This window comes from Streptomyces uncialis (assembly GCF_001905345.1).
Taxonomy (GTDB): domain Bacteria; phylum Actinomycetota; class Actinomycetes; order Streptomycetales; family Streptomycetaceae; genus Streptomyces; species Streptomyces uncialis.
This window is the reverse complement of record NZ_LFBV01000004.1, coordinates 519,361-546,134: the sequence shown is the minus strand read 5'-3', so window position 1 is coordinate 546,134 and position 26,774 is coordinate 519,361. Positions and strand designations below refer to the sequence as shown.

Sequence of the window (26,774 nt, the reverse complement as noted above, 5' to 3'; positions counted from 1 at the left end):
CGTGGTCTACGCGGTCTGGCAGATCGCTTACGGAGGGCTGGCGGGTGGCGATGCAGCCGGCGTGCTCGGTGTTCCTACGGGAGCGGCCTGTCGGACCGTAGCGCTCATGGCGCTGCGAAGGCCGGTGGAGGGTGTCGACGCGGAGCTCGCGAGCAGCCGGGCCAAAACACTGGAGCGGCAGGTCGCCGACGGCGAGGGCAGAGTACATCGGGAGCTGCTGGGCGACGACTCCCAGCACATCGACCTGCGCTACGTCCTGCAGCCCCCTCCGGCTCGCGACGCGACGGCCCTGCCCGCCGGGCAGATCCATGCCGGGGAGCACCCGTCGCCGGGAGAGGGGTCGCTGCCGGACATGCTGGCCTACTACCGCGCCACCCGCCCCGCCCGGCTCGTCCTCACCGGCCCGGCCGGAGCGGGCAAGGCAACTCGACTGTGAGCACCGCAAAGCACTCCAGTTCGCGTAACGGCAGATCAGGCCCGATCCAGGCCGTCACTCCGCACCGTCCTGCTCCGACGCTGCCAGGCGCCGCCGGTCAGCAGACGTACCGGGGGCGCCTCATCAGGAAGCTCGGATTTCGTGGCTCACGGCGTGGAGATAGTCGTCGATGGCTCGGTGATTCTTCGTGAGGCATTCGATCTTCTCTGCCATCCGGTCGCGTTCGCGTTCGAGTGTCGCAATCATGTCCGGGGTGACGTACGGCAGGTGTATCGCCTGCGGACTGTCCAAGCAAGGAAGGATCTGCTTGATGATCCGCGTCGGCAGGCCGACATCGAGCAAGCCCCGGACCTGCCGCACCCGATCGACAACGTAGTCCTCGTAGTGCCGGTACCCGTTAGGGAGCCGTTCGGACTCGATCAACTCTTGCTCCTCGTAGTAACGGAGCATCCGCACCGGCGTGTCCGTGCGCTGAGAAAGCTCCCCGATCTGCATCCCCCCACCCCTCGCGTCTGGGCTGCGATGCAACCGCACTTGACCCTCACATCAATGTCACACATTGATGATGACGATATGACACGAACGGATACATCACCACGCCCTCCGGCCGCTGAGACGCGGTTCCCCATCGCAGGTCTGCTGGCGCTGGCTGCCACAGGGTTCATCACGCTCCTGACCGAGACGATGCCCGCCGGGATGCTGTCGCAGATGAGCCGCGACCTGGAAGTGAGTGAGGCGGCTGCGGGGCAGAGCGTCACGGTCTTCGCGATCGGGGCGATTCTCGCGGCGGTCCCTCTGACGAGAGCTACGATCGGCTGGCGACGCAAGCACCTGCTGCTGTTCGCGATCTCGGGGTTCGCGATCACCAACACTGTCACCGCCTTCTCCGACAGTTTCGCGCTCACCCTGGCCGCGCGGTTCCTCGGCGGCATCGTCGGCGGCATGCTCTGGGCGCTCCTTGCCGGATACGCTCGGCGGATGGTTCCCGCGCACCAGCGCGGCAAGGCCATGGCCATCGCCATGGCGGGCGGGACCGTCGCACTGTCCGTCGGGGTCCCCGCAGCAGCGTTCCTCGCCAAGGTCGTCGAATGGCGATTCGCATTCGGGATCATCACGATGGTGACTCTCGCACTGCTCGTATGGGTGATCGCCAGCGTTCCGAACTTCCCCGGCCAATCCAAGGGCGCACGACTGCCGCTGCTCCACACGTTCCGCCTGCCCGGGGTCGCCCCGATCCTCGTCGTGACGTTGACGTTCGTGTTCGCGCACAACATCCTCTTCACCTACATCGCCCCATTCCTGGCCCCGCTCGGCATGGCAGGTCAGGTCGATTCGGTGCTACTCACCTTCGGCCTGGTCTCACTCGTGAGCATCTGGCTCACCGGCGTACTCATCGACCGGCACCTGCGCACGCTCATGATTCTCGCCTGCACGCTCCTGGCAACAGCCGCTCTCATCCTGAGTGCCTTCTCCGGCACCTCCGCTCTCGTGTACGCCAGTGCAGCCCTGTGGGGACTCGCGTACGGCGGTGCCTCAACCCTGCTGCAAACCGCGATCGCTGACGCCGCGGGGGCGGCAGGCGACGTCGCACAAGCACTCCTCACCACATGCTGGAACATCGGGATCGCCGCAGGCGGGATCATCGGCGGTATCACCCTCAACGTGCTGGGACCTCCCTCCCTGGGCTGGATCACACTCGCGCTCCTGCTCCCCACGCTCGCCATCGTCATCGGCACACGTCGACACGGATTCACCAGTTGCGCATTCGAACACGAGACCACCTCCGCACCGGATGCGTGACCATCAGACACCCGAGAACGGCGCGCAGGCGTAATCAGTGGCGTCTCCTCTTGCATCCGTTGCCAGGGTCGACCCCGCTAGGCGGGGATAGTCCGCCCTGTTTCGTCATCCCCTACCCGGACCCGGTGTCGGCCCCGCTACGCGGGGATAGTCCCGTGATCCGGCCGGTGCGCTCGTACTGCGTGCAGTCGGCTCCGGGTGCACCACACCCGCCTCCAGCCGTCGGCCCCGCTGTGCGCAGCACTCCTGGCAGTCCCTGGCCGCTCGGCTCGGCGCCGCCGCTGGGTCTCCGCCGCCGGGCGGTGCGGCGGACACAGGCCTCGGCTCCCGCCCTTGCGCTTGGCCTGCGGGGGCGGTGCGGCGTGGCTGGAGGTGCTGTCGGGGGTGTCTGCGGCAGCATGGCCGGGATGCTGTCGTCGCGTACGGAGGAGGACGTCATGCTGATGGCTCACCGCGAGACGCTCACCGGACTGGTCCGCGAGTACGAGGAACTGTCCCGCACCGCCGCGGCATGCCGCACTCCGGACATGCTGCGGCGGCTGGACGACGTCGCCTACACCCTGTGCGTGTCCACCGGCACCCGCGATGCCGACGACGCACTCCTGGCCGCCCGTCACCAACTCCGCGACGCCCACCCCGGGGGCGGTTCCACGCGCGTCGGCTGAGGGGAAAACCCACAGGCCGGGACCGTCGAACCGGTCACGGCCCAGGTGGGCGCATGCGGCGACGGCGGGCCGCGGAGGGGGGTTGCGGTGACGCGGACGGTGCCGATGTTGATGCCGGTCATGATGATGGCGCCGGTGGTCATGGGGGCGGCGAGTCCGGTGGACCAGTCCGCGCTGTCGACGGGGATGTTCCCGCCGTCCAGCACGGCGAAGGTGCCTTCGAGGATGTCGATGCCGACTGTGGTGTGTGCGGTCATGCGGGCCCCCCTTCTATGGCGTGCGGTCGGCGGGGAGCGTACCGCCCGCGGGCGAGGGGGGCGGACGGTTCCGGCCGGTGTCGGTCGCCGCGGATCTGGAACGGGTCGCCGTTCAGGACGCGCCGGATGCGGGAGAACTGCATGCTCAGGCCGCCCTCACCGTCACCGCGGTCCGGCTCGTTACCCCGCCCTGACCGCAGGCTCGCCGGGACATGGCCCAGGAGCGGTCCGGGGCTGGAGAAGGAAGCACTCCAGGTCGGCAGGAGTTCGAGGGCAGCGGTCCCGGAGTGCTCCGCCGACTGGCTCTGGCGCAAGCGGGCGTCTTTACACCGACCGTGCCGCAGTCCAGGGTGACGACGCCGCTGTAGTCCCCGGCGCGTAGCCGGGCGATCTCCGTGTCGGTCTCCGCGACGGCGCCGGGCGCGGTCTCCAGCGGACCACGCCGACCGCAACCTTCTCGACGGCCAGCGCGAGGTCGAGCCGCTTGTCCATGTCGAGCCGATAAGTACTGGAGCAAGACTCCAGACCGGTCCCGGGGCCTATGTCCCGTCCGCCGCTCACCAGGGCCGACGGGGGCTTAGCACCAGTTTTCGTTCCGATGTATCAACCCCCAAACGCGATTACAGGAACCGCGTCAGCACCCTCCCCGGCGCTCCAGCCAGACCCTGGTCGTTCTCACCGGCACCTTCTGTCCTGGTACTGCGTATGCCCGGCACAGGTCGCGTCCACGCCGCTCGGACAGCGGCGTGGACGCGCTGCCGCGTCAGGGCCCGTCGATCAGTTTCTGTATCTCCGGGGGGAGCTTGTTGCCTGAGTAGGCGGCCACGAGGGCGGCGTCGCCGGGGCTGTCACCGACGGCGACGGCCACGTCGGGAGAGATGCCGTCCACCGCGTAGGCGGTCGTCGTCTCCCCCGGTTCCTCGGCGTTGTCCGGGTCGCCTGTGTCCTCACATGGCGGGACGGTGGCGGAACCGAGCCTTCTTCCCGCCGTGAACTCCACGTTCGCGACGTCCCTGTAGGTGCGGTCCTGGTAGAGGACACGGTAGGCGCAGGATTCCGCCCGCCCGTCTCCGTCACCGCTGCTCTCCGATGTGCAGGCCGCAGCCAGCATCATCATGGCTGCCATGAGAGGCAGTGGCGTGGCTCGCCCCGACCGGCTCATTGTTCCTCCTCGTAGATGCTGCGGAGGGCCAGGACGTCTCCCTTGCCGAGGGTCCTGGCGATCGTCTTGCACGTGAACAAGTTCGTGTACATGGTGAGGTTCGAGTGTCCCGAGCCCACGTGTCCCAGCCCGAAGACGTGCCCGGCCTCATGAGTACCGACGGAGCGGATGTCATATTTGTTCGAGCAGCTGCTGGTCGGCTTGTTCGTGAAGTCGTAGTCGTGGGTGTTGAAACGGACGTCGGCCTCACGCAGATCATTCTTCACCCCGGGCATGGCCCAGGTGTATGAGCAGGTCGTCGCGACGACGCCGTTCTTGAGGTCGCCTGCGTCCCACACGCTCAGTTCGTCCTGGCCGGTGCACCGGCCGCTGTTGTTGATGCCCGCCTCACGGCTGGTATCGGCCAGGTAGTTCTGCTTGGCGCCTACCGTGTCGCTGTACCCGCAGTTGTTGTAGCTGTCGGTGATGTTGTTGATCGCGTCCATGAACGCCCATTTGGCGTTGTCACGGGACAGCCCGCCGGGCATTCCGCCGTCACCGACGTACCAGGTGTAGGTGCCGTACTCCTTGCGGTCAGCCGTCGAGTACGCGCCGTCGCTGCACGCCGAAGGTGCAGCGGCAGCATCGACATCTGCCACTTCGGCGCCCTCCGCGGTGTCGGTGGGCTCGACGATGGTGTCCGGTTCTGCGGGCACTCCGGTCGCCGGGTCAGGGCTGGCGGAGCCGGGGCGGTCATTTCCGTCCGTCGAGGCATCGATCACAGCGTCACCGAGGTCGTAGGAGACCGTGCCGTCGGTGCCGACCTCCACCGTGAACCCGTGCGACGCGCCGTCCGTGGTCAGCATGTCAATGGTGACGGCCATACCGGGTTCGGGCACCGTCACCCCCGTGCCGTCGTGAGTCACCACACGTCCGACCGCACCGCACAGGATCACGGACGAGCCGGCGGGCAGGTCGTAGATGGTCAGCTCGCCCTCGACGAGCTCGCAGACAGCCGGCCCTGGCACGGCCGCGTTCGCCGCGCTGCCCACCGCCGAAAGCGATGTCGCGAGACCGAAGGCCATGATCGTCTTTCCTATGACTCCTGGGTTACGCCGAGCCACTTTCCACCCTCTGATTGCGTCCCGCATCGAGCGGGACATGATCAAAACGCGAAGGAAAGTAACAATCAGCTCATCGCGACCTCTCCTCATATCCAGCCAATGGAAGCCAGCGCCCGGATCCACCCACTCCGTGCGTTCAGGAACGGTTATGCTGGTCAAAGCAATGAGCTTGCGGCTTGGCGATGCGGCTTCCCTTGCACCCAGGACGGCGCACGCTTCGGACCCACTCAGCGGTGGCGGGTTCCGCTTTTGCGGCACCATCGCTTCCAGCCCCCCGATATGGCTGGGAGCACCGAGATTCCGGATCCGGGATAGTTGAACTGTTTCAACAGGAGCAGTCGCGAATGGTCTGTTTTATCGTCAGCCTTTATCGTCAGCGACGGCAGCAACTGCGTTTTGACACGTTGAGGACCATTGCAGCACAGGCACAGCACACGGCTTCGTCGCCGATCAGCCGGAAGAGGATGGGGCTGCACTCTTCAGTGCAGCCAACACCTCCAGTACACGCAGGTGTCCCGCACCGAGCCAGCAGCAAGCGCGGAAACCGGCTTCCCGGTGGGCAGGCCGTGCGGGCGCAACGCTTACGGCGGCGGGTACGCCGTGCTGCGGATCGAAGGCCGGGCGCCGCTGGGTGGTCGGCAGCAGCCGGACCTCCTCCAGCCGCATCTCGACCTCGTCGATGACGGTCCGTTCGCTGCCGGGCGCGTCGAGCACCGCGTCGGGGTTCTCCTCAAGCCACTCCAGCGCGCGGCGTGCGAGGCGGAGTGCGGCGAGCAGATCGCCCGGCCAGTAGGCCCTGGCCATGCGGAGGGTGTCCCTGCGGTGCTTCAGCCTGACCTCTGCCGGGCCTGTGAGTTTGTCCGGCTGTCCGGCCTGGCCGGCCTGTAGCTGCTGCTTGGCGCGTTCGGTGGGCGTGCAGGTGTGCCGGGACTCCTGGTGGAGCCGTTCCCCGACGGCGGCCAGGGCGGAGCGGTGGGCGGTGGCGAGGAGCCGGGACAGGGTCTGGTCCGGGTCCAGAAGGTCCGGTCTCGCTTCGCCAGGCCGACGGGGTGATCACAGGACGAGCATGAGCTTGCCGCCAGGTCGGCGGGACCGGCTGAGCTCGGCCGCTTCCTGGATCCGGTCGAGCGTGTAGGTACGTGCGACCGGTACGACCAGGATGCCTTCGCCGGCGAGCCGGGCGAACTCGTCCATCTGCTCGTAGCGGATCTCGGTGGTGGTCCGGACGCCCAGCTCGGCCGCGGCGGCGAAGTCCGAGACGGTGAGGAAACGGTCGGGGTCCCCGGTCAGCTCGATCAGCGTCGGCAGTGAACCGCCGGCCGGGCTGGGCTGGTCGGCGCGGTCGATCCGGCCGCCGGTCGGCGCCGCGTCGAGGGCACGATCGATGCGGTCTCCGGACAGTGCTCTGACGCGTTCGGCCATGCCCTCGCCGTAGGCGGTCACCTGGGCGCCGATCTCTTCCAGAGCCGCTGCCCGGGTCTGCCCGGCGGTGGCTGTCACCCGGATACCCCGGTGCAGCGCGAAGCGCACCGCCGCCTCACCCACGGTGGTGCCCGCGCCGTGGACGAGCAGCAGCTCACCCGGCTGGACGCCGAGGCCGTCGAGCGCGCGCCACGCCGTCTCGGCCGCCATCGGCAGCGCGGCGGCCTGCTCGACGGTCACGCCGTCGGGGATACGTGCCCAGGCCGGCATCAGCGCGTTCTCGGCAGCACCGGCCGTCGGGCCGCGGCAGGCACCACGGCCTCCCGCCACCGGGCCCGTTCCCGCCCCGTTCACGGACAACTTTCAGCAGCCGGTCGAACTGCCGCATCCGCAGACTCGTGAACGTCTCCACCCACAACGGCTCAGCCCTCAGCACCCCACGCATACAGAAGAAAGGCCCGGAACAAAGGCTTCTGCAACACGCTTTATGACCAGGTGGATCGGTCGATGATGAAGAGCAGCCTTTCTCGGGCAGTTCGGGAGGCGTGGACGCCAAGCAGCAGGCGTGAACGTCGATGAGTTCGGACGGCACTCCGTGGCGCCGGCCGGAACGTCCGCCGTCGGTATCACAGCAGGTTAAGACAAAAACGCTGGCTACGCAGTTGGGTGGCACAGTGGTCCGGCTCCGCTGCCGACAGCAGGACCTCGGCTGGCGGGCGCGGTCGACGGGCGAGGGGCCGACGTGATCCCCCCTTTGAGGGCCCGGACGTGCGACCTGTCCACGGAGCAGTCGTCCAGGTCCAGCAGACCGGCACGGCGAAGATCGGCCAGCAGGGCGGTATGCAGGCGCGGCCACACGTCGGCCTCGGTCCAGTCCCGCAGCCGGCGCCAGGCCGTCACCCCGGAGCAGCCCACGGTCTCGGCGGGGACGTCACGCCACGCGACACCCGTCCGCAGCACGTACATGATGCCGGCGAGTGCCGCTCGGTCAGGAACACGCAGCCGCCCAGGGTAGCGACGAACGCTCGCCAGCCTTCCTTCGTGGACAGTGACATCCGCGGGTTGGCGATGTCTTGTGGCGGAGCCTCGCTCACAGGCGGCTCCCGTCGGTGAAGGCGTCGAATACGCCGAAAGGAATGACGTTCGACGTCTGCTCCGGGACGGTGGCCTCCTCCTCGGCGTCTTCCAACGCTGGTGCCTGCGGCAGCGCAGGACGGACCGGGCGGGCTCCAGGGCAGCGCGGGTGCGCGCCGCGATACGGCGGTCCGGCCCGGTTTCCGCCCGCGTCGGCAACTGGTCGACTGCGGCGGCCACGGCGGCTTGGTTTGTGTCGTCCTGCCCCCGCATCGCGAGCAGGTCCCGGGCCCGGCGCCAGGTGAAGTCCGCGAACGGCGCGGAGACCAGGTGCCGGTGTGTCCACGGAACCGTGATCCACTCTCCGGCCCGCGACTGTCGATCAGCCGCACTCGCGGCCGCCGGGAGCGTGTACCGCGGGCGGCTCGATCCCGCGCAGCCGTGCGAACGGCACAGCCGGGGCGCGCGCGAAGGCGATCACCCCCACGAACAGGAGGGCGGAATCGGCACCCGAACGCCGGGCGGCGGCACTGTGTGTCCGCTGCCCGGCCCGGGGGATGCCGTCGGCAGGAGGAAGGCGGGTCAGAGCCGTCCGGCGATGAGGCGGGAGAGCGGGCCGAGGCGGCGGCGCTCCGACCGGCGGCCCAGGAGGTAGGCCCCGGTGAGCGCCGCGGCGGAGGCCACCGAGGCACCGCTGGTGACCGCCTTGCGGGCACCGAGGACGGTCCACAGCCTGCCACCGGGGCCGACCGTGCCGCCCACGGCCCGGGTCGCGGCGTACGCCTTCTCCGCGATCGGGGCCGGCAGCGCCGTGAGGGCTCCGGTGGCCTTCTCCGTGGTGTCCGACGCGGCGCTCGCGGCACTCTTGGTGGCGGTACGCGTCGATCCGTTGCGGGTGTTGTTCTCGCTGGACTTCTGTGAAGCAGTCATGTCATTCGCCTGACCTCAAATCCGTCGGCCAAACCCGCTCACAGCAGCTTGCCCAGCGGTCCGAGGTCGATGTTGAGGTCCTCCGGCTCCAGTCCGAATCGGTCCCGGAGCACTCCCATCCGGTCCTCCAGGAGCATGAGGGTCGTCCCCAGCCGCTCCTCCTGCTCCTCCGTGAGATCACCGGACTCGACCCTGCGCAGCGCCTGGCGTTCCATCAGCTCGCGCAGCAGCTCGATGACGGTCAGGACCAGCCGCGCCAGGTCCCGTTCCACGGTGTCCGGTTCGAGTTCCACCCGGGTCCGGGTCATCGTGTCACCTGCTCCCACGGGGACGGCACGGTGTCGTCGATCGAGCTGATCAGCGCCTTGAGGTCGACGCGGACGAGGTCGATGTCGGCGATCCCCAGGGTGATGTCCCCGGCGAGGACGACCCCGCCCGCCAGCAGCCGGTCCAGCAGGTCGACCAGGGCCGTCTCCGGGCGCCCGTTCACCGGGACGCACCGGGGCCGGGGGCGACCTCGGGGTCGCCCTGGGTGACCTCGGGGCCGGTCCGGGTGGCCCCGGGGTCACCCTGGGCCGGTTCGGGGCCGCCCTGGGTGAACGAGTACGGCACCCAGGGCCCCGTCACCACCACGCGCAGCCCCTCGAAGGGCGTGTCGCGGTCCGGCACGGCGTCCAGGAACGTACGGCGCCGGCCGACGGGCACGAGGTAGGCGGCGTTGAGCACATTGCGGCCGGGGGCGTGCGAGAGCCGTGCCTGTTGGGGCGGGTGGAGCACCGCGCCGGTGGCGTGGGCGGACAGCAGGGTGTGCAGGCCGTCGGCGCTGCCGGAGGCCCGGATCGCGTCGCCCTCCCGGGCCTTGCGGCTCTCCAGTCTGCGGCGCAGGAAGTCACGTCCGGTGGAGGCGGTCCGGTCCGGTGCGGGCGGGGGTGAGGCGGACGGACCCGGTGCGGGCGGCGGCGACACGGGGTCGGCGTACAGCTTGACGCCCCATTCCTCGTGTCCGGCGACCCGTTCGAGTGCTTCGTGGAGCCGATGGCGTCCGTTGTCCAGCAGTCGCCGTACCCCGGCCTCACCGCGGCAGACGGTGGCCAGCCGCAGCGGAACCGTCGTGGTGCGGTGTCCGACCGCCTCCACGACCGTGTGGTGCTCGCCCGCCACCGCGGCGACCCAGTCCAGGTCCTCCAGGTGTGCGCGCAGCGGCGCCTCGTCGAACTCACGGCTGTCGACCGGCCGGACGACAGCCGTGAGCCCCTGGTGCCCGACGAGCCGGAGCCCGTCCACGACCCCGTCGGTGAGCGGCGGGGAGCCCAGGGGCTCCAGGGCCGCGGCGTCCGACGGGACGACGGCGTACACGTACAGCAGGTTCTCGTGGCTCATGGCCGGGCCTCGGCTTCCAGTTCGGCCACGCGTCGGCGCAGGTCCTCGTTCTCGCGGTCCAGTTCGCCCTGCCGGGCGCGGGACGAGAGCGCGGGGTCCTGCTCCCACCAGTCGATGCCCATCTCCTTGGCCCGTTCGACGGAGGCGACCACCAGGCGCAGCTTGATCGTGAGGAGTTCGATGTCGAGGAGGTTGATACGGATGTCCCCGGCGATGACGACGCCTTTGTCGAGGACGCGTTCGAGGATGTCCGCGAGGTTGGCACCCGAGTGGTCGTCGAAGGGGCGGGGCAGGTTCGAGGGCGTCGTCATGGCCGTGGGGTGTCTCCGTCCGGGTGCGGGGGACCGTCCTGGGCGGTGCCCAGGACGGCCGGGGTGTCCGGCGCGCCCGGTCTCTCCGGCGTCCCCTGGCCGGTGCCGGTCCGGGGCGGGGGCGCGCCCTCCGGTCCGCCGGTCACGGTCCGCTCCCGGCGGCCAGCCGGTCCAGCAGCTCGTCCTCGCGCGCCTCGAACTCGTCCTCGGTCATCTCGCCCGCCTCGTACGCGGCGACGAGGTGCGCCAGTTCACGCTGGACCGTGGCCGGGTCGTAGTACTGCCGTTCCGCCTCCGTCACGACCTGCCGCAGCACCCACGCCGTGCCGCGGACCGGCGCGGCGGGCAGCAGAAGCACCTCGCTGAGCAGCCCCATCGGCTCATCCCTCCTCGGTGAAGCTGTACGCGGGCAGGGGTCCCGCCACCTGCACCAGCAGGTGCGCGTGCTCCTCGCTGAGGCGGTGCACCGCGGCCAGGAACTCCTCCCTGCGTTCCCGCTCCACCAGGAACGAGAGATTGGCGAGCCGGCCGCTGCCCGGCGGCCCCTGACGTGTTCCGGCGGCCCAGGGGGACAGTGTCTGTTCCACGAAGGCGGCGTCCTGACCCTCACGCTGCGCGACCGCCCGCGCCACCAGTTCACCGAAGGCCAGCTTCTCCGCCTGGTCGCCGCCCCCGGCGGCGCGGTTGGCGAGGTGCCGGGCCCGCAGCTCCGGGTCGCTTTCGAGGACCACGCGCAGGACGGTCTCCTCGTCGTGGTCGACCTTGACGTTGAACTCGTCCTTGCCCTCCAGGAGTTCCAGGCGGCGCAGATAGTGGGCCTGGTGCTCGTCGAGGACGGCGGCGACGGTGTCGTCGTCCGGGGACACCCCGCCGAACCGGAAGGGCAGCACCGGTCCGTCGGCCGCGGCTCCGGTGACCACCCTCTGATGGGCCAGCAGATCGCGTCGCCTGGGCTTCAGTTCCTCCGGCGCGTCGCTGACCAGGGCGCACAGCGCGCCACTGAGTACGGTCCTGACGGGCAGCGCGGGCTTGCCGATGCCCTCCAGTCCGGAGGGAAGGGGTTGCGCGGCGCGGGTGACGCCGTAGACATAGGTACTCATTCCTTCTCCTCGCTCCGGGAGGCGGACCGCCTGCGCGGCTTGCTCTCGCTCTTCTCCTCGGAGCCGTCGCCGCGGGCGTCGTGGAACGCGTCGGAGATCGACTGCGCGGCGCCGCTCAGGGCTCCTTTCGTCTTCTGCTTGGCACCTGACTCGGTCGCCTCGCCGACCAGTTCGGGCAGGCCGGGGTTCTTGCGCGGTCCGGCTTCCAGGTCGAGCCGGTTGCACGCCTCGGCGAACCTCAGATAGGTGTCCACACTGGCCACGACGACACGTATGTCGATCTTGAGGATCTCGATGCCGACCAGCGAGACCCGTACGAACGCGTCGATGACCAGACCTCGGTCCAGTACCAGTTCGAGGACGTCGTACAGGCCGCTGGAACCGCCGCCGGAGGCAGCGGGTGCGGTCTGGGCAGGAACTACAGTCATGAAGTCCGGTTCCCTCTCGTCTTGGGGACGGGTACGGGGAAGCCATGGATCAGCGGCGGTCCGCCCGGCCTCGCTCGTAGCGCCGGGTCCGCCGGTAGGCGATCAGATCCCCACGGCCGTCCAGCTCCACCTCGTACGAGGACAGCAGGCTCATCGTGTCGGGGATGCGCGGCAGTTCGAGGACCTCGACGGTCACCCGCCAGGTCCCTTCGGCGTCCCGCTCGCACGCGGTGACCGCCTCGGTGGGCTGCGCCAGCAGCTCCGCCAGTTGTTCCATCGCCGCGCGGATCACTCCGGCGGCCCTGATCGGCGGCCCTTCCCCGGCCGCGTCCTTGCTGTTCTCGGATTCCTTTGTCATGTCTTCCTCCCTGTAGCGCATGACCGAAGTGCTCGGCTTCAAACCAGGTACTCACAAGGCGAGTTGGAGCAGGGTCCGGGCCTTCCACGCTCACCGGCACCGGTACGGCGCCCGCACCGGTCGGCGTGTCCCGCGGTCCGTCCCGCGGTCCTCCCGTGGACGTCCCTCAGTCCTCCCGCAGTCCTCCCGCAGTCGTCCCGTGGCCATGGGAGGGCCCCTTCCGGGTACCCGAACGCTGACGCTCGGGCACCGGCACGCCCGATACCGGCACCCCGGACGCCGACGCACAGAACCCGACCCGCACCGCTCAGGTGAAGGAGTGATCGGATGTGATCGTCACCGTGGCAGTGGCACTGCTCCCGCTGCTGGGAGGACTGCTGGCGATGATGGCGTGGTGGGAGGACCGGCTCTTCCGGACCTCCGACAAGACCGCTCGCTCCCCGGTCCACGGTCGTCCAGGGGTGGTCGGCGGCGGGGACGGGGTTCGACCGGGCCGATCTCGCCGGTCGCACCGGTCGCACACCCGCGCGCGGCGGCGTCACGCGGCGGGCAGGCGGATGACCTTCGTGTGAGCGGGGGTTGGCACCGAGCCGGATGCGGTGGTCGCGGCGGCGTGAGTGCGGGTGCGGGTGCGGTGCGGGATTCGGTGTCGTCGGACGGGTCCGCGCGTCGTGATCGTTCACGTCGCGGTGCGCATCGGCCGGGCGGGCGGGAGCGGCTTCGTGAGCCTTGGTGCGGCCGGGCGGGAGCCGTCGCGGGGAGCGTGGCCGGATCAGACCCGTGCGCGGGCGCGTGCGCTGCGGGCGCGCCGGAAGTCGAGGTACGCCACCGTGATCACCACCGCGGGGACCACGGTGCACATCATCACCAGCTGGGTACGCCCTTCGGTCAGCCCGAGCACCAGCCCGATGACCAGGGCCCCGCCGACGAACGCGAAGTACTGCCGGTACGAGCGGAAGCCGCCGAAGGCCGTCGCGGTCGCGACGCCGCCCTCGTCGGGCTCCTCCTCGTCGAACGCGGCGCGCAGGGGGCTCGGGGCACCTTCGCGGCGTGCCTGGTTCCAGGCGAGGAACCAGCGGGCGACCACGTACAGGGCGAGGACGGCGAGGAGCGCCCACCACCCGTTGGCGTTGTCGGGCATCGTTCGGGCGAGTGTCATGGACCGCGCGTACCCCGCGCCGGACGGAGCACACGGTGGCGCGACGGAGCTCACGGTGGCGCGTTCGCGCCGGGCCCGGACGGTGTCCCGGGCCCGGCGCGGCATCCGGTCAGCGCTGGTGGAAGACGACCTCGGGATTGTCCGGGGTGGGTCCGTCGAGCACCGGCCGTGCGATGCCCCGCAGATGCTGGTCGAAGAACGCCGTCACATACCCCCGGGTGATCTCGGCGGAACGCTTGCCCGAGAGCGCGGGGTTCCGCGGCGCGCCCGGTATTCCGTCGGCGAGCGCGGGTCCGTCGACGAAGCTCAGATGGTGGCTTCCGTCGACGGTGAGCCAGCGCTTCCAGCCGTCCAGCCGGGGCCAGTTGGAGTGCCAGCTCCAGAACTCGTCCTTGGCCTGGTCGTGTCCTTCACCGAGGAGCATGAAGGGGCGGTTCCCGATCCCCGTCGCCGGTACCTCCTGGATGAAGCTGCCGTCCATGTTCACCCCGGCCCGGACCCGCGGGTCGGTCGCCATGGTCTGCGCGGCGCTGTTCCCGCCGATGGAGTGCCCGGCCATGCCGATCCGCCGGTCGTCGATCATCCGGGCGTGCCGCCAGGGCGGCCGGTTGTCCGTCAGCCGGTCGAGCAGGAAGGACACGTCCTTCGCCCGCCCGACCGACACCGCGGCGTACGCCCGGATGTCGCCCGCCTGCTCCAGCGTCCGGCAGGACGTGCAGGGCAGGACGCCCTGGCCCGGATAGGCGGTGGCCTCGGACTCGTAGGGGTGGTCGACGGACGCCACCACGTAGCCCCGGCTGGCCAGTTCCTCGGCCAGCAGCGTCAGTGACGTCCTGGGCAGCGAGAACCCGGGGGACAGCACCACGAGCGGATGCTTCCCGCGCGCGGGGACGGCCCGGTCCCGTGCGTGGGTACGGGTGGCGGCGACCTTGTCCGCGTGCTCGGCGGGTATCAGCTGACCCATCCCCGTCCGGGTCAGCAGCAGCCGGGACTCCTCCGCGCTCATGTACGGCCTGGCGGCGGGCTTCCCGGTGCCCTCGCGCGCCGGATAGTGCATGGACACGAGCAGCTTGCGCGCCCCGGAGGACGGCACCCAGTGGTCGGTGCGGCTGCGGTCCTTCAACTGGAAGGTACTGGTCCCCACGGCGTGCTTCCCGGTGGGCGCGGGCAGCTCCAGCGGGGGGACGGGGGCGGTGCGCGCGGCCCCGGCGGACGGGGCCGCGCTGGCGGGGCCCGCGAGAGTCAGCGGCAGGGCGAGCAGAAGCAGGGCGGCGACTGCGCCGCGACGGATTCTTGTCATGTAACGACATTAGTACGGGCGTTGGAGCGGCCCATCGGCGGCGAGTAGGACATGCAGGTCCCGCGTTCGTCCTACTTGCTCATATGCGTCCGGCCGGGCCGCGCGTGTCTCCGGCCGGGGCGCGCGGCGGGGGACGCCCGGTCCGCTCGCCCGCTTCCCGGCTCGCCCGCTTCCCGGCTTGTCCGCATCCCCGGCTCGCTCGTCCGGCCCGCACGCCCGTACCGTGCTGAGCCACGACGGGGAGCGCCCCGCCCGGCCCCGTCAGTCGGCGCGCAGCAGCTTCGCGAGCCGTCCGTCGCCGCTCACGCGCGCGTGGCCCTCGCGTACCGCTTCCACCAGGGTCAGTTCGGCGCGGGCGACCGCCGCGCAGGTGGCCATGGAGAGGGACAGCAGGGCGTCCGGGTCGCGGGGGGCCGGGCCCTCGGCGTAGGGCGCGGCGGGGTGGTCCCCGGCGGTGTCCCCGAGGTGGACGTGGAAGGCGGTGCCCTCGTCGAGGCGTACCTCCACCAGTCCCTCGGCGCCGAGTTCGGCGAGGCGGCGGCGCAGCGGGAGGGCGAACCAGTGGGCGCGTACGGCGTCGGTGGGGCCGGGGCCGGTGAGCGCGGCGGCGCCCCAGTCGGCGAGCGCGTCGAGGACCGGGAGCAGAGCGGCGCCGCGTCCGGTGAGTGTGTAGACGGTGGCGGAGGCGGGCGCGGGGAGTCTGCGGCGTTCGGCGAGGCCGTCGCGTTCCATGTCCCTGAGGCGGGTCGCCAGCATGTCGGTGCTGACGCCGGGCAGGTCGGCGTGCAGATCGGTGTAGCGGCGGGGCCCGGCGAGCAGTTCCCGGGCGATCAGCAGGGTCCAGCGGTCGCCCACGGCGTCCAGGGCGCGGGCGGCGGCGCAGTACTGGTCGTAGCTGCGGCGGGGACGGCCCGGCGCGGCATGCGGCTGACGTGGCATGTGGCGCAGTCTAGCCAAGTTGTTGGACTTTCCAAGCGGTCACTTGGTAAAACCAAGTAACACAGTACCGGGCACCGGTCCGCCGCACGGAACGGCGTCGAAGCCCCACAGGGTCTGGGAGGCCAGCGCATGGAGTTCCGGCAGTCGAGCAAGTTGAACGAGGTCTGTTACGAGATCCGCGGCCCGGTCATCGAACAGGCGAACGCGCTGGAGGAGGCGGGTCACACCGTCCTCCGGCTGAACACGGGCAACCCCGCGCTGTTCGGGTTCGAGGCGCCCGAGGAGATCGTCCAGGACATGATCCGGATGCTTCCGCAGGCCCATGGGTACACCGACTCACGCGGCATACTGTCCGCCCGGCGCGCGGTCGCGCAGCGGTACCAGACGCTCGGTCTGGACGTCGGCGTGGACGATGTGTTCCTCGGCAACGGCGTGTCCGAACTGGTCTCCATGGCCGTGCAGGCGCTCCTGGAGGACGGGGACGAGGTCCTCGTACCGGCGCCGGACTTCCCGCTGTGGACGGCCGTCACCACGCTCGCGGGCGGCAAGGCGGTGCACTATCTGTGCGACGAGCAGGCCGAGTGGTACCCGGACCTCGACGACATGGCGTCGAAGATCACCGACCGCACCCGGGCCGTCGTCATCATCAACCCGAACAACCCGACGGGCGCGGTCTACCCGAAGGAGATCGTCGAAGGCATCCTCGACCTGGCCCGCCGTCATCAGCTGATGGTCCTCGCGGACGAGATCTACGACCAGATCCTGTACGACGACGCCGTGCACCACTCGGCCGCGGCGCTCGCCCCCGACCTGGTCGTGCTCACCTTCTGCGGACTGTCGAAGACCCACCGGGTCGCGGGGTTCCGCTCCGGCTGGCTGGTCGTCACCGGCCCCCGGCAGCACGCCCGCAACTATCTGGAGGGGCTGACCATGCTGGCGTCCATGCGGCTGTGCGCCAACGCGCCCGCCCAGTACGCCATCCAGGCCGCCCTCGGCGGCCGGCAGACCATCCATGAGCTGACCGCCCCGGGCGGGCGGCTGTGCGAACAGCGCGACCGCGCGTGGGAGAAGCTCAACGAGATCCCCGGGGTGTCCTGCGTGAAGCCCAAGGGGGCCCTGTACGCGTTCCCGCGCATCGACCCGGCCGTGCACCCCATCCACGACGACGAGCGGTTCGTCCTGGACCTGCTGCTGCGGGAGAAGATCCAGGTCGTCCAGGGCACCGGCTTCAACTGGCCGCGCCCCGACCACTTCCGCATCCTCACCCTGCCGCACGTGGACGACCTGGACGCGGCGATCAGCCGGATCGGCCGGTTCCTCAGCGGGTACCGGCAGTGAGCGCGCCGCCGGGCGCCACTTCCGGTGGGCGCGCGTGATCGGCCACGCGCGCGCGTGGCCGACGACAGCGCCTCCGGTGGTATCAAGGACCCATGGGTGATCTTCTTCTCGTCCGGCACGGAGAGACCGAGTGGTCCCTCTCCGGACAGCACACGAGCTGGACGGACCTGCCGCTCACCGACAACGGCCGCGCGCAGGCCCGCTCGCTGGCCCCGCTGCTGACCTCGCACCACCTCGCGAGCGCGATCAGCAGCCCGATGAAGCGCGCCCGGGAGACCGCCGAGCTGGCCGGGCTGACCGGCGTCCGGATCGACCCGGACCTGCGCGAATGGGACTACGGCGGGTACGAGGGGATCACCACCGTCGAGATCCACCGCACCCGGCCCGGCTGGTTCCTGTTCGACGACGGGGTGGCCCCGGGGCCGCCCGAGCACCCCGGGGAGAGTCCCGAGGAGGTGGGGGCGCGGGCCGACCGGATGCTGGCCAAGGCGGACGCCGCACTCGCCAACCACGAGGGCAGTGTCGTCCTGATCGCCCACGGGCACTTCCTGCGGGTCCTGGCCGCCCGGCGGCTCGGGCTGCCGCCGTCCCACGGGGCGCTGTTCCAGCTGGCGACCGGGACCGTGTGTCGGCTGAGCACCGAGCACGGCCGGCCCGTCGTCGCGGGCTGGAATGTCAGACCCTCGTCGTAGGCTGCGGACAGCGGGGAGTTCACGGGGGATTCGCCGCGCCGGGGCCCGTCGCCGGGAGCGCCGCACCGCGCTCCCGGCGGCCGGGGGCCGGTTCCGAGGGAGTGTTGCCCGAGGGGAGCATCGGCCATGGCACGACCACCGAGCGCCGCCCAGCTGCGGATGATCGCCGCGGCCGAGTCCGTGACCGGGCGGCTGCGGGGCACACCGGCGCAGCTCGCCGCGCTGGGGCGGCTGCGGCTCGCGTTCCGCCATCCGCGCCCGCCGCACGACTGGTTCCTCACCCCGGCCGGGCACCGACTGCGGGAGGCGCCGCGGGGCGCGGAGCCGCCGGTCACCGCCCCGGCGGCGGACCCCGGAGCGCCGCCCCGGGACACCGGGGTGTTCGCCGCCCGGGTCGGCGGCGAGGCACCCGGCCCCGGCGGTCCCGGCCGGGCCCGCGAGGTGCACAGCGCGTGGGCGGGGCTGCTGGAGATGCGGCGGATGACCCACACCGACGGGTCCACGGAACGGCCGTGCGGATGGGAGCGGACCCATCTCATACCGGCGGCGGCGCTCGCCCTGGAGGCGGCGGGCCGCGTGCCCCGGACCACGGAGTCCGACGGCTACGAGGTCGCGGGCTCCGCCCAGCCCGAGGCGGTCACCGTACGCGCGGCCGACAGCGACGGGCTGCGCGCCTGCGCGGACGCGCTCACGCGCGCGGGATGGCAGGTCTCGGAGCACCAGGAGCCCCGTACGGGACACCGCTACCTCCTCGCCTCCCCCCGCCGCGTCTGACCTGGCCGCGTCCGGCCGTGTTGTGTACGGCGTGACCGTGTACATCTCCGGCTTGCACGGCGTGACCGCGTCCGGCGTACCCGGGTCGCACGGCCGACAGCGACAGCGACAGCGACAGCGACAGCGACAGCGACAGCGACAGCGACAGCGACACGGCAAAGCGCCCCGTCCCGTCCCGACACGGCCAGTCACACAAAATCCCGCCGTCCCCGCATTCCGGCCACACCGGATACACATGATCCCGACCTCGCGGACCGTCGAGGCCCGTGCGGCGCGGTGGCCACCGTGCCGCTCGGGCTCCCCACCCATGGAGGCCCCATGCCGCTCCCCCGCCGTGCCCTGCTGTCCGCCGCCGCCGGTTCGGCCGGGGCGGCCGTCGCGGCCTGCTCCGGCGTGGGGGCGGGCGGGGGCTCCGCCCACGCGCTGGGCGCGGCGGGGGACGGCGGGCCCGCCGCGCGGGCCGCGCGGCGGCTGCTGCCACGCCACGCGGACCAGCTGGACTTCCGTGCGGTTCCCGGCGGCGGCCCGGACACCTTCCGGATCTCGGGGACCAAGGGCCGGATCACCCTCAGCGGCGGCACCCCGGCGGTCCAGCTCACGGCGCTGCGCTGGTACTTGAAGCACACCGCGCACGCCGGCATCACCTGGGCGGGCGAGCAGCTCGGCCTGCCCGCGGTGCTGCCCGCGCCCGCCCGGCCGACCACGCGCACCGCGCGCGTGCCCCACCGGTACGCGCTGAACGACACCAACGACGGCTACACGGGCGCCTACCGGGACTGGGCCTACTGGGAGCGGGAGCTGGACGTGCTCGCGCTGCACGGCTACAACGCGGTCTTCGTCCAGGCGGGCGCCGAGGCCGTGTACCACCGGGTCTTCCAGGAGTTCGGGTACGGCGAGGCGGAGCTGAGGAACTGGATTCCCGGCCCCGCCCATCAGCCGTGGTGGCTGCTCCAGAACCTCGCCGGGTTCCCCGACCCGCCGTCCCGGCAGCTCATCGACGCGCGCGTGGCGCTCGGCCGCCGGATCTGCGGGCGGCTCCGGGAGCTGGGCATGAGCCCGGTCCTGCCGGGCTGGTTCGGCACGGTGCCGCCGGACTTCGCGGCCCGCGTCCAGGACGCGCGTACGGTGCCCCAGGGCATCTGGTACGGCTTTCCCCGGCCGGACTGGCTGGACCCGCGGTCGGGGGTGTTCAGCCGGGTGGCGCGGGCGTACTACCGGGTCCAGGAGGAGCTGTTCGGCGCCACCGGGCTGTACAAGATGGATCTGCTGCACGAGGGCGGCAGCCCCGGCGACGTACCGGTCGCGGAGGCGGCGCGCGCGGTGGAGGGCGCGCTGCGGCGGGCGCATCCGGAGGCGGTGTGGGTGACCCTCGGCTGGCGCACCAACCCGCCGCGCGCGGTGGTGGACGCGGTGGACCCGGAGCGGACGCTGATCGTGGACGGCATCGCCGACCGCTTCCCGCGCACCACCGACCGCGAGACGGACTGGAACGGCGTCCCGTACGCGTACGGCTCGATCTGGAACTTCGGCGGCCACACCGTCCTCGGTGCCAACGCGGCCGAGTGGGCGCGGTCGTACCCGGCCGCGCTGGAGCGTCCGGGCAGCGCGCTGCGGGGTATCGCGCTGATGCCGGAGGCCGCCGACAACAACCCGGCCGCCTTCGAGCTGTTCTCCGAGCTCGCCTGGCTGGACGGCGGGCCGGACCTCACGGCGTGGTTCGCCACCTGGGCGCGTGCCCGGTACGGCGGGCGGGACCCGCACGCGGCGGCGGCCTGGGACCGGCTGCGGCGCACCGTGTACGGGACGACGCGGGACGACTCATGGAGCGAGGGCGCCGACGGGCTGTTCGGGGCCCGTCCCGCGCTGAACGCGGTCCGGGCGGCCCGCTGGTCACCGAAGGCGGTGCGTTACGACGCGGCCGAGTTCGCGCCCGCGCTGGACGAACTGCTGCGGGTGCGGGCCGGACTGCGGAAGTCGGCCGCGTACCGCAGGGACCTGCTGGACGTGGCGCGCCAGTCGCTGTCGAACCGCGGCCGGGAGCTGCTGCCCCGGGTGCGGGCCGCGTACGACGGCAAGGACGCCGTCCTGTTCGAGCGGCTGACCCGGCGGTGGCTGGAGCTCATGGACCTGATGGAACGTCTGCTGACGACCGATGGTGACCATCTGCTGGGCCGGTATCTCGCGGACGCCCGCGCGTGGGGCGCCGACCGGGCCGAGGGCGACCGGCTGGCGTACGACGCGCTGTCGCTGATCACGGTCTGGGGCCCCCGCGCCGCCGCGGACGCGGGGCTGCGCGACTACGGCAACCGTGAATGGGCGGGCCTGGTCGGCGGCCTGTACCGGCTGCGCTGGTCGATGTACTTCGACTCGCTGTCCGAGGCGCTGCGTACCGGCGGCAGGCCCCGGACCATCGACTGGTTCGCGGTGGACGACCGCTGGACGCGGGCCCCCGGCCGTCCGGTGACCCGTCCGTCGGGGAGCGTGTACGAGGTGGCGCGCGAGGTCCGCGACCGGCTCGCGGCGCAGGACTGACCGGGGGGCACCGGGCACCGGGCACCGGGCACCGGGCCCAGCTTCAATCCCCGGCGGCTATCCGGGTGAGCCGGCGGGCCTGTTCGCGGGTGGTGCGGGCGATGGCGTCCTCGTCGTCGTGCAGGAGCCGGCCGTCCTGGACCACGGGTCGGCCGCCGACCAGGGACAGGGTGACCGGGGCCGGAGCGCCGAGGACGAGCGCGGCCACCGGGTCCGCCATGGAGGCGTGGGCGAGGGTGTCGAGCCGCCACAGGACCAGGTCGGCGAGCTTGCCGGGCTCGATCGAGCCGATCTCGGCGGCCCGCCCGAGGACCTGGGCACCGCCGTACGTACCGAGCCGCAGTGCCTGCCGGACGCCGAGCGCCCGCTGCTGGTGCGGTCCGAGGCGGTTGACGAGCAGGGCGTTGCGCAGCTCCGTGTGCAGCTCGCCGGTCTCGTTGGACGCGGTTCCGTCGACCCCGAGGCCGACGGGCACCCCGGCGGCGAGCAGATCGGGGACCCGGGCGATCCCGGCACCGAGCCGGGCGTTGGACGACGGGCAGTGGGCGACCCCGGTGCGGGTACGGGCGAAGGCGTCGATGTCCGCGTCGCTCATCCATACGCAGTGGGCCATCCAGACGTCCTCGCCGAGCCAGCCGGTGGACGCGAGGTAGTCGGTGGGGCCCATGCCGAACCGCTCGCGGCAGAAGCTGTCCTCCTCCCTGGTCTCCGAGCCGTGGGTGTGCAGCCGTACTCCCTTGCTGCGGGCGAGTTCCGCTCCCCGGACGAGGAGTTCGGTGCTCACGGAGAAGGGCGAGCAGGGCGCGACGGCGATCTGGGTGAGCGCGCCGGGCGAGGGGTCGTGGTGGGCGTCGATGGTCGCCTCGGTGGCGGCCAGCGCGTCATCGAGGCTCTCCACGGCGAAGTCCGGGGGCAGCCCGCCCGCGGACTCGCCCAGGTCCATGGAGCCGCGGGCGAGGGTGAACCGCAGGCCCATGGCGGACGCCGCGCCGATGATGGTCCCGGACAGGTCGCCGGAGCCGCGCGGGAAGACGTAGTGGTGGTCCATGGCGGTGGTGACCCCGCCGCGCGCCATCATCGCGAGGGAGCCGCGCGCGGCGGCGTGGACCATGGGCTCGTCGATCCGGGCCCAGACCGGGTAGAGGGCCACCAGCCAGTCGAACAGATGGTGGTCGGTGGCGAGGCCCCGGGTGAGCCACTGGTAGAAGTGGTGATGGGTGTTGACCAGGCCCGGGGTGAGCAGATGGCCGGTGCCGTCGATCCTGCGTGTCCCGTCGGCGGGTCCGGCGGGCGCGGGGCCGGGGCCGACGGATTCGATACGGTCGCCGAGGACCACGACATGCCCGCGCCGGTACTCGGTGCCGTCGGCGTCGACGGTCGCGACGGCGCAGTTCTCGATGACGAGCCGCCGGGGGCCGTGGTGAGCCGGCATCCTGTGTCCTTCCTGGGCGGGTCAGGGGTTGTGGATCAGGGGGCCGAGGTCCCTGAGCGGGTCAGGGGTGGCTGAGGTCCACGGGGATGCGGGGTTCGACGCCGTCGCGGACGACGGTGGCCTCGATCAGGCCGTACGGGCGGTCGGCCACGCGGTACACCTCGTTGTCGTTGTCGAGCCCGAACGGCTCCAGGTCGACGAGGAAGTGGTGCTTGTTCGGGAGGGACAGGCGGACCTCCGCGATCTCCGGGCGGTGCTCGATGATCCGGGCGCCCATGGCGTACAGGGTCTGCTGGAGGGAGAGGGAGTACGTCCCGGCGAACGCCTGGAGCGCGTGGTCCCTGGTCCGCGTCCAGGACGTGTCCCAGGCGGGCGCGGGTTCGGCGTCGTCGCTCCAGTGGAAGCGCCAGCGGGCGGACACCTCGGTGGCGAGTATCCGGTCGTACGCCTCCGGGAGGGTGGTGTACGGGTCCTTGGTGTAGCCCCAGAACTCCGAGTGCGTGGAGTTCAGCACGACCAGACCGGTCAGCCCGGAGACCACTTCCCACCGGGCTCCGTCGTAGGTGATCTGGGTGACCCGGGTCTCCTGGCCGCGGCGGACGAAGGAGTGCCTGGGCTCGGGGGTCCCGGCGGGGCGGGGAGCGGGTGCCTCTATGCGGTCCCACGCGTATTCCTCGATCCGGACCCGGGCCCGGTGGATCGGCTCCTGGGTGGTGACGAAGTGCCGGGCGAGGAGCAGGCCGAACCCCTCGGCCGACGCGATGCCGTGCTCCTTCGCGAAGGCGTACACGGTGTTCTTGACGGTGTCGGTCGGCAGGACGTTGGTGTTGCGGCCGTGGTGGTGGACCTCGGCCATCTCCCCGGACAGCGCGACGGAGACGTTCAGGTCCTTCAGATGGTGGGTGGCGCCGTCCCGGGTGATCCGCACGACCCGGGTCTCCGCCTTGCCGTACTGGTTCTGCGCGAGCACGGCCGGGGCGGGACCGGCGGGGCCGGTCGGGGCGCGGTGGTTGTCCGTCATGGTCCGTCAGCTCCCCCGGTACACGGAGTAGCCGAAGGGACTGAGCAGCAGCGGTACGTGGTAGTGCTCGCCCGCGACGACGGCGAAGGTGACCGCCACCTCCGGGAAGAACGCGGGTGCCGTCCCGTCCCGGGGCGGCCCGGTGTACGGTCCGACCTCGAAGTCGAGCCGGACATGCGCGGTGTCCGGCGGCGGGGCGGGGAGGTCGGCGCATCGCCCGTCGGCGTCGGTCCGCGCCCCGCCGAGGTCCCGCCAGGGGTCGCCCGGACCGGGACGGGCCGCGAGCCGCACGGCGACGCCCTCGGCGGGGCGGCCCCGGGCGGTGTCCAGCACATGGGTGGACACGGACGGTGGGCGAGGGACGGTGACGGCACTCATGTGTGCTCCCCTTCGAGCAGTCGGATCAGCCGGACGCGGTTGATCCTCCCCAGTTCGGTGCGGACGGTCTCCCGTTCCCGTTCGGGCGTGTTGCCGAGCCGTTCCCTGGCCGCGTCCCGCATCTCACCGGCCGTACGGCCGGTGGCGCAGATCAGGAAGACATGGCCGAAGCGTTCCTGGTAGGCGAGGTTGAGGTCGAGCAGGTCGGCCCGGAGCTCCGCGGAGGCACCGGCCATGCCCCGCTGTTCCCGTGCGGAGGCGCCGGGTTCGGGACGCCCGATCGGCGGATGCGCGGCCAGTGCCTCGGCGAGGTCGGCGGGTTCCAGCCCCGCGGTGACGGTGTCGGCGGCGGCGAGCAGCTCACCGTCCGACAGGTACGGGCGCCGGGCGAGCAGGCCGTCGATCCACGCGGCCGAGGCGCACACCGCACGGAGTTCGGCGGTCGCGGCGTCCCGCGACAGGGCGTTGAACCGGGCGCTGCCCGCACTCGCTGACGATGTCACGGACGGCCTCCGGGGGCTGGTGCCGGACGGGTGCGGACAGCTAACGCCAGCGACGCCGCCGCGTCAACACTTTGTTGAACAACGGCGTTCGGTGTCGTGGCCCCGCCCCAGGGGCCCGCGGCCACCGGGGGTCAGCCGTCCTCGGCCGCGCTCTCCCGGCTCGGAGGGTTCGCCGCGCTCGGGCGGCTTTCTCGGCTCGATGGGCTCGCCCCGCCCGGATGGGTCTGCCGGTTCGGAGGGCTCGCCCCGTCCGGAGGGTTCTCCCGGTTCGGAAGGCTCGCCCCGCCCGGAAGGTTCTCCCGGTTCGGAGGGTTCTCCCGGTTCAGGTAGTTGTAGACGGTGAAGCGGCTGACGCCGAGCGCTCCGGCGACGGTCTCCACCCCGTGCCGCACGGCGAAGGCGCCGCGGGCCTCCAGGCTCCGGACGACCCGCTGCTTGGCCTTGCGGTCGAGTTCCGCGAGGGGCCTGCCCCAGGTGCGCTCCAGTCCGGCGAGGATGCGGTCGAGGGATTCCGCGAGACGCGGCAGCCGGACGGCGACCACGTCCCGGCCCTCCCAGGCGAGGACGATGTCGTCGTCACCGGCCTGCTCCGGCGGGAGCAGTTCGCCGCCCATCGCGTCCACGAGCGGGGCGACGGCGGCGACGAAGGGGCCGGTCGGGGCGTCGTTCACCGGTCGCCCTCCCGGGCACCGGCGGCCGGGGCGGGGCCTTCGTCGGCGAGGACGTTCAGCTGGACGGAGATCCGGGTCGCCCCCGCGCCGAGGGTCCGGCGCAGCAGCTCGCCGACCGCGCCGAGCACCGCGTCCGCCCGGCCTTCGGCGGTGTTGCCGAACGGGCCGACGTCGACGGCGTCGAGACCCGCGTCCTCGATGACCTCACGGGCGACCAGGGCGTGCCCCGGCGTCTCGTCGAGATCGAAGGGCTCGGTCGTGAACTCCACCCTCAGCCGCACCGCGCCTCCTGGGTTTCCGGCTCCGGTCCGCGGGGCGGAGGCGTCCGCACGGCGGTCCCGGATGCTCGGGGACGACCCTAACGGACCCGCCCCCGGGTGTTCGGCGGAGTCCACCGGCCGGCAGCCCCGCGGCGAACAGCCCGTGCGCCACCATCCCTCCGCGGTCGTGGCCCACGACCGCCACCAGGGACAACGCGCGGCGGGCCGGGTGCCCGATCCGACGGCCGGGCGGCCCGGGCGGGTGAACCGCCGGGCGGGGCGATCCTCGGGCGACCCCTTGACAGCGCGCGACGCCCCGGGCAGCATTTCCGTACAGCAGAAATATATTTCCACCATACGGAATTCATAGAGGGTGATGGCATGACGGCAGAAGGGGCGCGGGCCATGACGGACTTCTCGACGGACCAGGCCGCCGGACGGCGCTACACGGTGAACCTGTCGATCCTCTTCACCGAACTGCCCCTGCTGGAGCGCCCGGCGGCAGCCGCCGCGGCCGGATTCACCGCGGCCGAGCTGTGGTGGCCCTGGATCGACGCCCCCGAGCCGCCGTCCGCCGAACGGGACGCGCTCAAGGGCGCCTTCGAGGACGCGGGCGTACGGCTCACCGGGCTCAACTTCTACGCGGGGCGGCTGCCGGGCCCCGACCGGGGCGCCCTCTCCCTGCCGGGCGAGGAGTCGGAGCGGTTCCGTGCGAACATCGCCGCCGCCGCGGACTTCGCCGGGTCACTGGGCTGCGGCGCGCTGAACGCCCTGTACGGCAACCGGGTCGACGGCACCGACCCGGCCGAGCAGGACGCGATCGCCCTCACCAACCTCCAGCTCGCCGCGCGCGCCGCCGACCGGATCGGGGCCGTTCTGCTGATCGAGGCCCTGAACCGCGCGGAGTCCCCGCGCTACCCGCTGGCGAGCGCGCCCGCCGCGATCGAGGTCGTGGACCGGGTGAACGCCGAGACCGGTCTCGGCAACGCCCGCTTCCTGATGGACCTCTACCACCTGGCCATGAACGGCGAGGACCTGCCGACGGTCATCGACCGGTACACCCCCCGCACCGGGCATGTGCAGATCGCCGACAACCCGGGCCGCGGCGCCCCCGGTACGGGCTCCCTGCCGCTCGCGGATCTGCTCCGGCGGCTGGACAAGGCCGGGTACGGCGGCTGGATCGGGCTGGAGTACAAGCCGGGCGACGGACCCAGCGCGGCGGCCTTCGACTGGCTGCCCCCGGCCGACCGGGCGGCGCGCTGACCGCACGACCCCCACCCCGCGGCCGCCGGCGTCCACCGCACCCACCACGTGCTTCACGGCCACCGCGCCCACCACGACCACGGCGG

Annotated in this window: 32 protein-coding genes and 3 pseudogenes; 9 read left to right on the top strand and 26 right to left on the bottom strand. The window is 71.9% G+C overall.

All coding sequences use genetic code 11. The features are described 5' to 3' along the window. Positions 1-106 precede the first annotated feature (106 nt). A complete protein-coding gene (locus AB852_RS19530) occupies positions 107-436 on the top strand; it encodes a hypothetical protein (RefSeq protein ID WP_143201258.1) in 330 nt (109 codons plus the stop codon). Between the two features lie 123 nt (positions 437-559). Here the strand turns inward: AB852_RS19530 and AB852_RS19525 are convergent, their stop codons facing one another. Beyond that, positions 560-931 (bottom strand): MerR family transcriptional regulator, encoded by a 372-nt coding sequence (locus AB852_RS19525; RefSeq protein ID WP_073790054.1) that lies wholly within the window; start codon positions 929-931, stop codon positions 560-562. Positions 932-1,009: 78 nt separating this feature from the next. Here AB852_RS19525 and AB852_RS19520 point away from each other — a divergent pair, with 78 nt between their 5' ends. Then, a complete protein-coding gene (locus AB852_RS19520; protein WP_073790051.1) occupies positions 1,010-2,236 on the top strand; it encodes an MFS transporter in 1,227 nt (408 codons plus the stop codon). Between the two features lie 407 nt (positions 2,237-2,643). Continuing rightward, the gene (locus AB852_RS19515; protein WP_329558943.1) at positions 2,644-2,901 is read left to right on the top strand and encodes a DUF5133 domain-containing protein; all 258 of its coding nucleotides are present in this window, start codon (positions 2,644-2,646) and stop codon (positions 2,899-2,901) included. On the opposite strand, the gene AB852_RS19510 is transcribed toward AB852_RS19515, so the two are convergent. From AB852_RS19510 to gvpO, 16 genes and pseudogenes are all read right to left on the bottom strand, one after another. Beyond that, positions 2,850-3,158 carry a hypothetical protein gene (locus tag AB852_RS19510; RefSeq protein ID WP_073790049.1) on the bottom strand — a complete coding sequence of 103 codons (309 nt, stop codon included), beginning with the start codon at positions 3,156-3,158 and terminating at the stop codon, positions 2,850-2,852. The genes AB852_RS19515 and AB852_RS19510 overlap by 52 nt on opposite strands. Before the next feature lie 763 nt (positions 3,159-3,921). Continuing rightward, a complete protein-coding gene (locus AB852_RS19500; protein ID WP_245876837.1) occupies positions 3,922-4,284 on the bottom strand; it encodes a DUF6281 family protein in 363 nt (120 codons plus the stop codon). Between the two features lie 32 nt (positions 4,285-4,316). Continuing rightward, entirely contained in the window at positions 4,317-5,384 is a 1,068-nt protein-coding gene (locus AB852_RS40885) for a matrixin family metalloprotease (RefSeq protein ID WP_073790043.1), read from the bottom strand. Positions 5,385-5,873: 489 nt separating this feature from the next. Continuing rightward, positions 5,874-6,227, bottom strand: a complete 354-nt coding sequence (locus AB852_RS19490) for a hypothetical protein (RefSeq protein ID WP_073790041.1) — start codon at positions 6,225-6,227, stop codon at positions 5,874-5,876. 249 nt (positions 6,228-6,476) lie between these two features. After that, the gene (locus AB852_RS19485) at positions 6,477-7,115 is read right to left on the bottom strand and encodes a zinc-binding dehydrogenase (RefSeq protein WP_245876836.1); all 639 of its coding nucleotides are present in this window, start codon (positions 7,113-7,115) and stop codon (positions 6,477-6,479) included. Between the two features lie 34 nt (positions 7,116-7,149). Further along, positions 7,150-7,290: pseudogene (locus tag AB852_RS40880) on the bottom strand (IS5/IS1182 family transposase); the annotation flags it as partial. A 267-nt stretch (positions 7,291-7,557) separates the two neighbouring features. Continuing rightward, positions 7,558-7,862 (bottom strand): annotated as a pseudogene (locus AB852_RS19475) (transposase); the annotation flags it as partial. Between the two features lie 639 nt (positions 7,863-8,501). Next, a complete protein-coding gene (locus AB852_RS19465; protein WP_073790039.1) occupies positions 8,502-8,849 on the bottom strand; it encodes a hypothetical protein in 348 nt (115 codons plus the stop codon). A gap of 38 nt (positions 8,850-8,887) precedes the next feature. Continuing rightward, positions 8,888-9,157, bottom strand: a complete 270-nt coding sequence (locus tag AB852_RS19460) for a gas vesicle protein K (RefSeq protein ID WP_073790037.1) — start codon at positions 9,155-9,157, stop codon at positions 8,888-8,890. Beyond that, the gene (locus tag AB852_RS19455; protein ID WP_073790035.1) at positions 9,154-9,339 is read right to left on the bottom strand and encodes a gas vesicle protein; all 186 of its coding nucleotides are present in this window, start codon (positions 9,337-9,339) and stop codon (positions 9,154-9,156) included. Before AB852_RS19455 ends, AB852_RS19460 begins: the two co-directional genes overlap by 4 nt. Continuing rightward, positions 9,336-10,229, bottom strand: a complete 894-nt coding sequence (locus tag AB852_RS19450) for a GvpL/GvpF family gas vesicle protein (RefSeq protein WP_073790033.1) — start codon at positions 10,227-10,229, stop codon at positions 9,336-9,338. Before AB852_RS19450 ends, AB852_RS19455 begins: the two co-directional genes overlap by 4 nt. Then, positions 10,226-10,540, bottom strand: coding sequence for a gas vesicle protein (locus AB852_RS19445; RefSeq protein WP_073790030.1), 315 nt, complete (start codon positions 10,538-10,540; stop codon positions 10,226-10,228). Before AB852_RS19445 ends, AB852_RS19450 begins: the two co-directional genes overlap by 4 nt. A 142-nt stretch (positions 10,541-10,682) precedes the next feature. Next, complete coding sequence (locus AB852_RS19440) at positions 10,683-10,916, bottom strand: gas vesicle protein GvpG (RefSeq protein ID WP_073790028.1); 234 nt, start codon at positions 10,914-10,916, stop codon at positions 10,683-10,685. Between the two features lie 4 nt (positions 10,917-10,920). Then, the gene (locus AB852_RS19435; RefSeq protein WP_073790025.1) at positions 10,921-11,640 is read right to left on the bottom strand and encodes a GvpL/GvpF family gas vesicle protein; all 720 of its coding nucleotides are present in this window, start codon (positions 11,638-11,640) and stop codon (positions 10,921-10,923) included. Then, the gene (locus AB852_RS19430) at positions 11,637-12,068 is read right to left on the bottom strand and encodes a gas vesicle structural protein GvpA (protein WP_073790023.1); all 432 of its coding nucleotides are present in this window, start codon (positions 12,066-12,068) and stop codon (positions 11,637-11,639) included. Before AB852_RS19430 ends, AB852_RS19435 begins: the two co-directional genes overlap by 4 nt. 49 nt (positions 12,069-12,117) lie before the next feature. Continuing rightward, on the bottom strand, positions 12,118-12,426 hold the full coding sequence (gvpO, locus tag AB852_RS19425; protein ID WP_079184769.1) for a gas vesicle protein GvpO: 309 nt from the start codon (positions 12,424-12,426) through the stop codon (positions 12,118-12,120). Between the two features lie 329 nt (positions 12,427-12,755). Here gvpO and AB852_RS19420 point away from each other — a divergent pair, with 329 nt between their 5' ends. Continuing rightward, on the top strand, positions 12,756-12,998 hold the full coding sequence (locus AB852_RS19420) for a hypothetical protein (protein WP_073790019.1): 243 nt from the start codon (positions 12,756-12,758) through the stop codon (positions 12,996-12,998). Between the two features lie 200 nt (positions 12,999-13,198). Here AB852_RS19420 and AB852_RS19415 read toward each other — a convergent pair whose 3' ends face one another. The 3 genes from AB852_RS19415 to AB852_RS19405 form a co-directional block, all read right to left on the bottom strand. Next, positions 13,199-13,585 carry a hypothetical protein gene (locus AB852_RS19415; protein ID WP_143201257.1) on the bottom strand — a complete coding sequence of 129 codons (387 nt, stop codon included), beginning with the start codon at positions 13,583-13,585 and terminating at the stop codon, positions 13,199-13,201. A 109-nt stretch (positions 13,586-13,694) separates the two neighbouring features. Continuing rightward, positions 13,695-14,885 (bottom strand): alpha/beta hydrolase family protein, encoded by a 1,191-nt coding sequence (locus AB852_RS19410; protein WP_073790014.1) that lies wholly within the window; start codon positions 14,883-14,885, stop codon positions 13,695-13,697. Between the two features lie 261 nt (positions 14,886-15,146). Next, on the bottom strand, positions 15,147-15,824 hold the full coding sequence (locus AB852_RS19405) for a winged helix-turn-helix transcriptional regulator (protein WP_073790011.1): 678 nt from the start codon (positions 15,822-15,824) through the stop codon (positions 15,147-15,149). A 129-nt stretch (positions 15,825-15,953) separates the two neighbouring features. On the opposite strand from AB852_RS19405, the gene AB852_RS19400 reads away from it, so the two are divergent. The 4 genes from AB852_RS19400 to AB852_RS19385 all read left to right on the top strand — a co-directional run bounded on the left by AB852_RS19400 (position 15,954) and on the right by AB852_RS19385 (position 21,160). Next, positions 15,954-17,162, top strand: coding sequence for a pyridoxal phosphate-dependent aminotransferase (locus tag AB852_RS19400; protein WP_073790009.1), 1,209 nt, complete (start codon positions 15,954-15,956; stop codon positions 17,160-17,162). A gap of 92 nt (positions 17,163-17,254) precedes the next feature. Beyond that, the gene (locus AB852_RS19395; protein ID WP_073790006.1) at positions 17,255-17,854 is read left to right on the top strand and encodes a histidine phosphatase family protein; all 600 of its coding nucleotides are present in this window, start codon (positions 17,255-17,257) and stop codon (positions 17,852-17,854) included. 126 nt (positions 17,855-17,980) lie between these two features. Further along, positions 17,981-18,628 (top strand): hypothetical protein, encoded by a 648-nt coding sequence (locus AB852_RS19390; protein WP_073790004.1) that lies wholly within the window; start codon positions 17,981-17,983, stop codon positions 18,626-18,628. Positions 18,629-18,946: 318 nt separating this feature from the next. Next, positions 18,947-21,160 (top strand): alpha-N-acetylglucosaminidase, encoded by a 2,214-nt coding sequence (locus tag AB852_RS19385; RefSeq protein ID WP_073790002.1) that lies wholly within the window; start codon positions 18,947-18,949, stop codon positions 21,158-21,160. A 43-nt stretch (positions 21,161-21,203) separates the two neighbouring features. Here the strand turns inward: AB852_RS19385 and AB852_RS19380 are convergent, their stop codons facing one another. From AB852_RS19380 to AB852_RS19355, 6 genes and pseudogenes are all read right to left on the bottom strand, one after another. Further along, entirely contained in the window at positions 21,204-22,592 is a 1,389-nt protein-coding gene (locus tag AB852_RS19380; RefSeq protein ID WP_073789999.1) for an 8-oxoguanine deaminase, read from the bottom strand. A gap of 61 nt (positions 22,593-22,653) precedes the next feature. Then, entirely contained in the window at positions 22,654-23,613 is a 960-nt protein-coding gene (gene pucL, locus AB852_RS19375) for a factor-independent urate hydroxylase (protein ID WP_073789997.1), read from the bottom strand. A 6-nt stretch (positions 23,614-23,619) separates the two neighbouring features. Continuing rightward, positions 23,620-23,991: a hydroxyisourate hydrolase gene (gene uraH, locus AB852_RS19370; protein WP_073789994.1), complete on the bottom strand. Its 372-nt coding sequence runs from the start codon at positions 23,989-23,991 to the stop codon at positions 23,620-23,622. Beyond that, complete coding sequence (gene uraD / locus AB852_RS19365; RefSeq protein WP_073789992.1) at positions 23,988-24,494, bottom strand: 2-oxo-4-hydroxy-4-carboxy-5-ureidoimidazoline decarboxylase; 507 nt, start codon at positions 24,492-24,494, stop codon at positions 23,988-23,990. The genes uraH and uraD overlap by 4 nt, the downstream gene beginning before the upstream one ends. Before the next feature lie 314 nt (positions 24,495-24,808). Next, positions 24,809-25,108 (bottom strand): annotated as a pseudogene (locus AB852_RS40875) (helix-turn-helix domain-containing protein); the annotation flags it as partial. A 53-nt stretch (positions 25,109-25,161) separates the two neighbouring features. Further along, positions 25,162-25,446 carry a YkoF family thiamine-binding protein gene (locus AB852_RS19355; protein WP_073789989.1) on the bottom strand — a complete coding sequence of 95 codons (285 nt, stop codon included), beginning with the start codon at positions 25,444-25,446 and terminating at the stop codon, positions 25,162-25,164. Positions 25,447-25,806: 360 nt separating this feature from the next. Between AB852_RS19355 and AB852_RS19350 the strand changes: the two genes are divergently transcribed. Then, positions 25,807-26,688 (top strand): TIM barrel protein, encoded by an 882-nt coding sequence (locus AB852_RS19350; RefSeq protein ID WP_425444176.1) that lies wholly within the window; start codon positions 25,807-25,809, stop codon positions 26,686-26,688. The last annotated feature ends 86 nt before the right edge of the window (positions 26,689-26,774 follow it).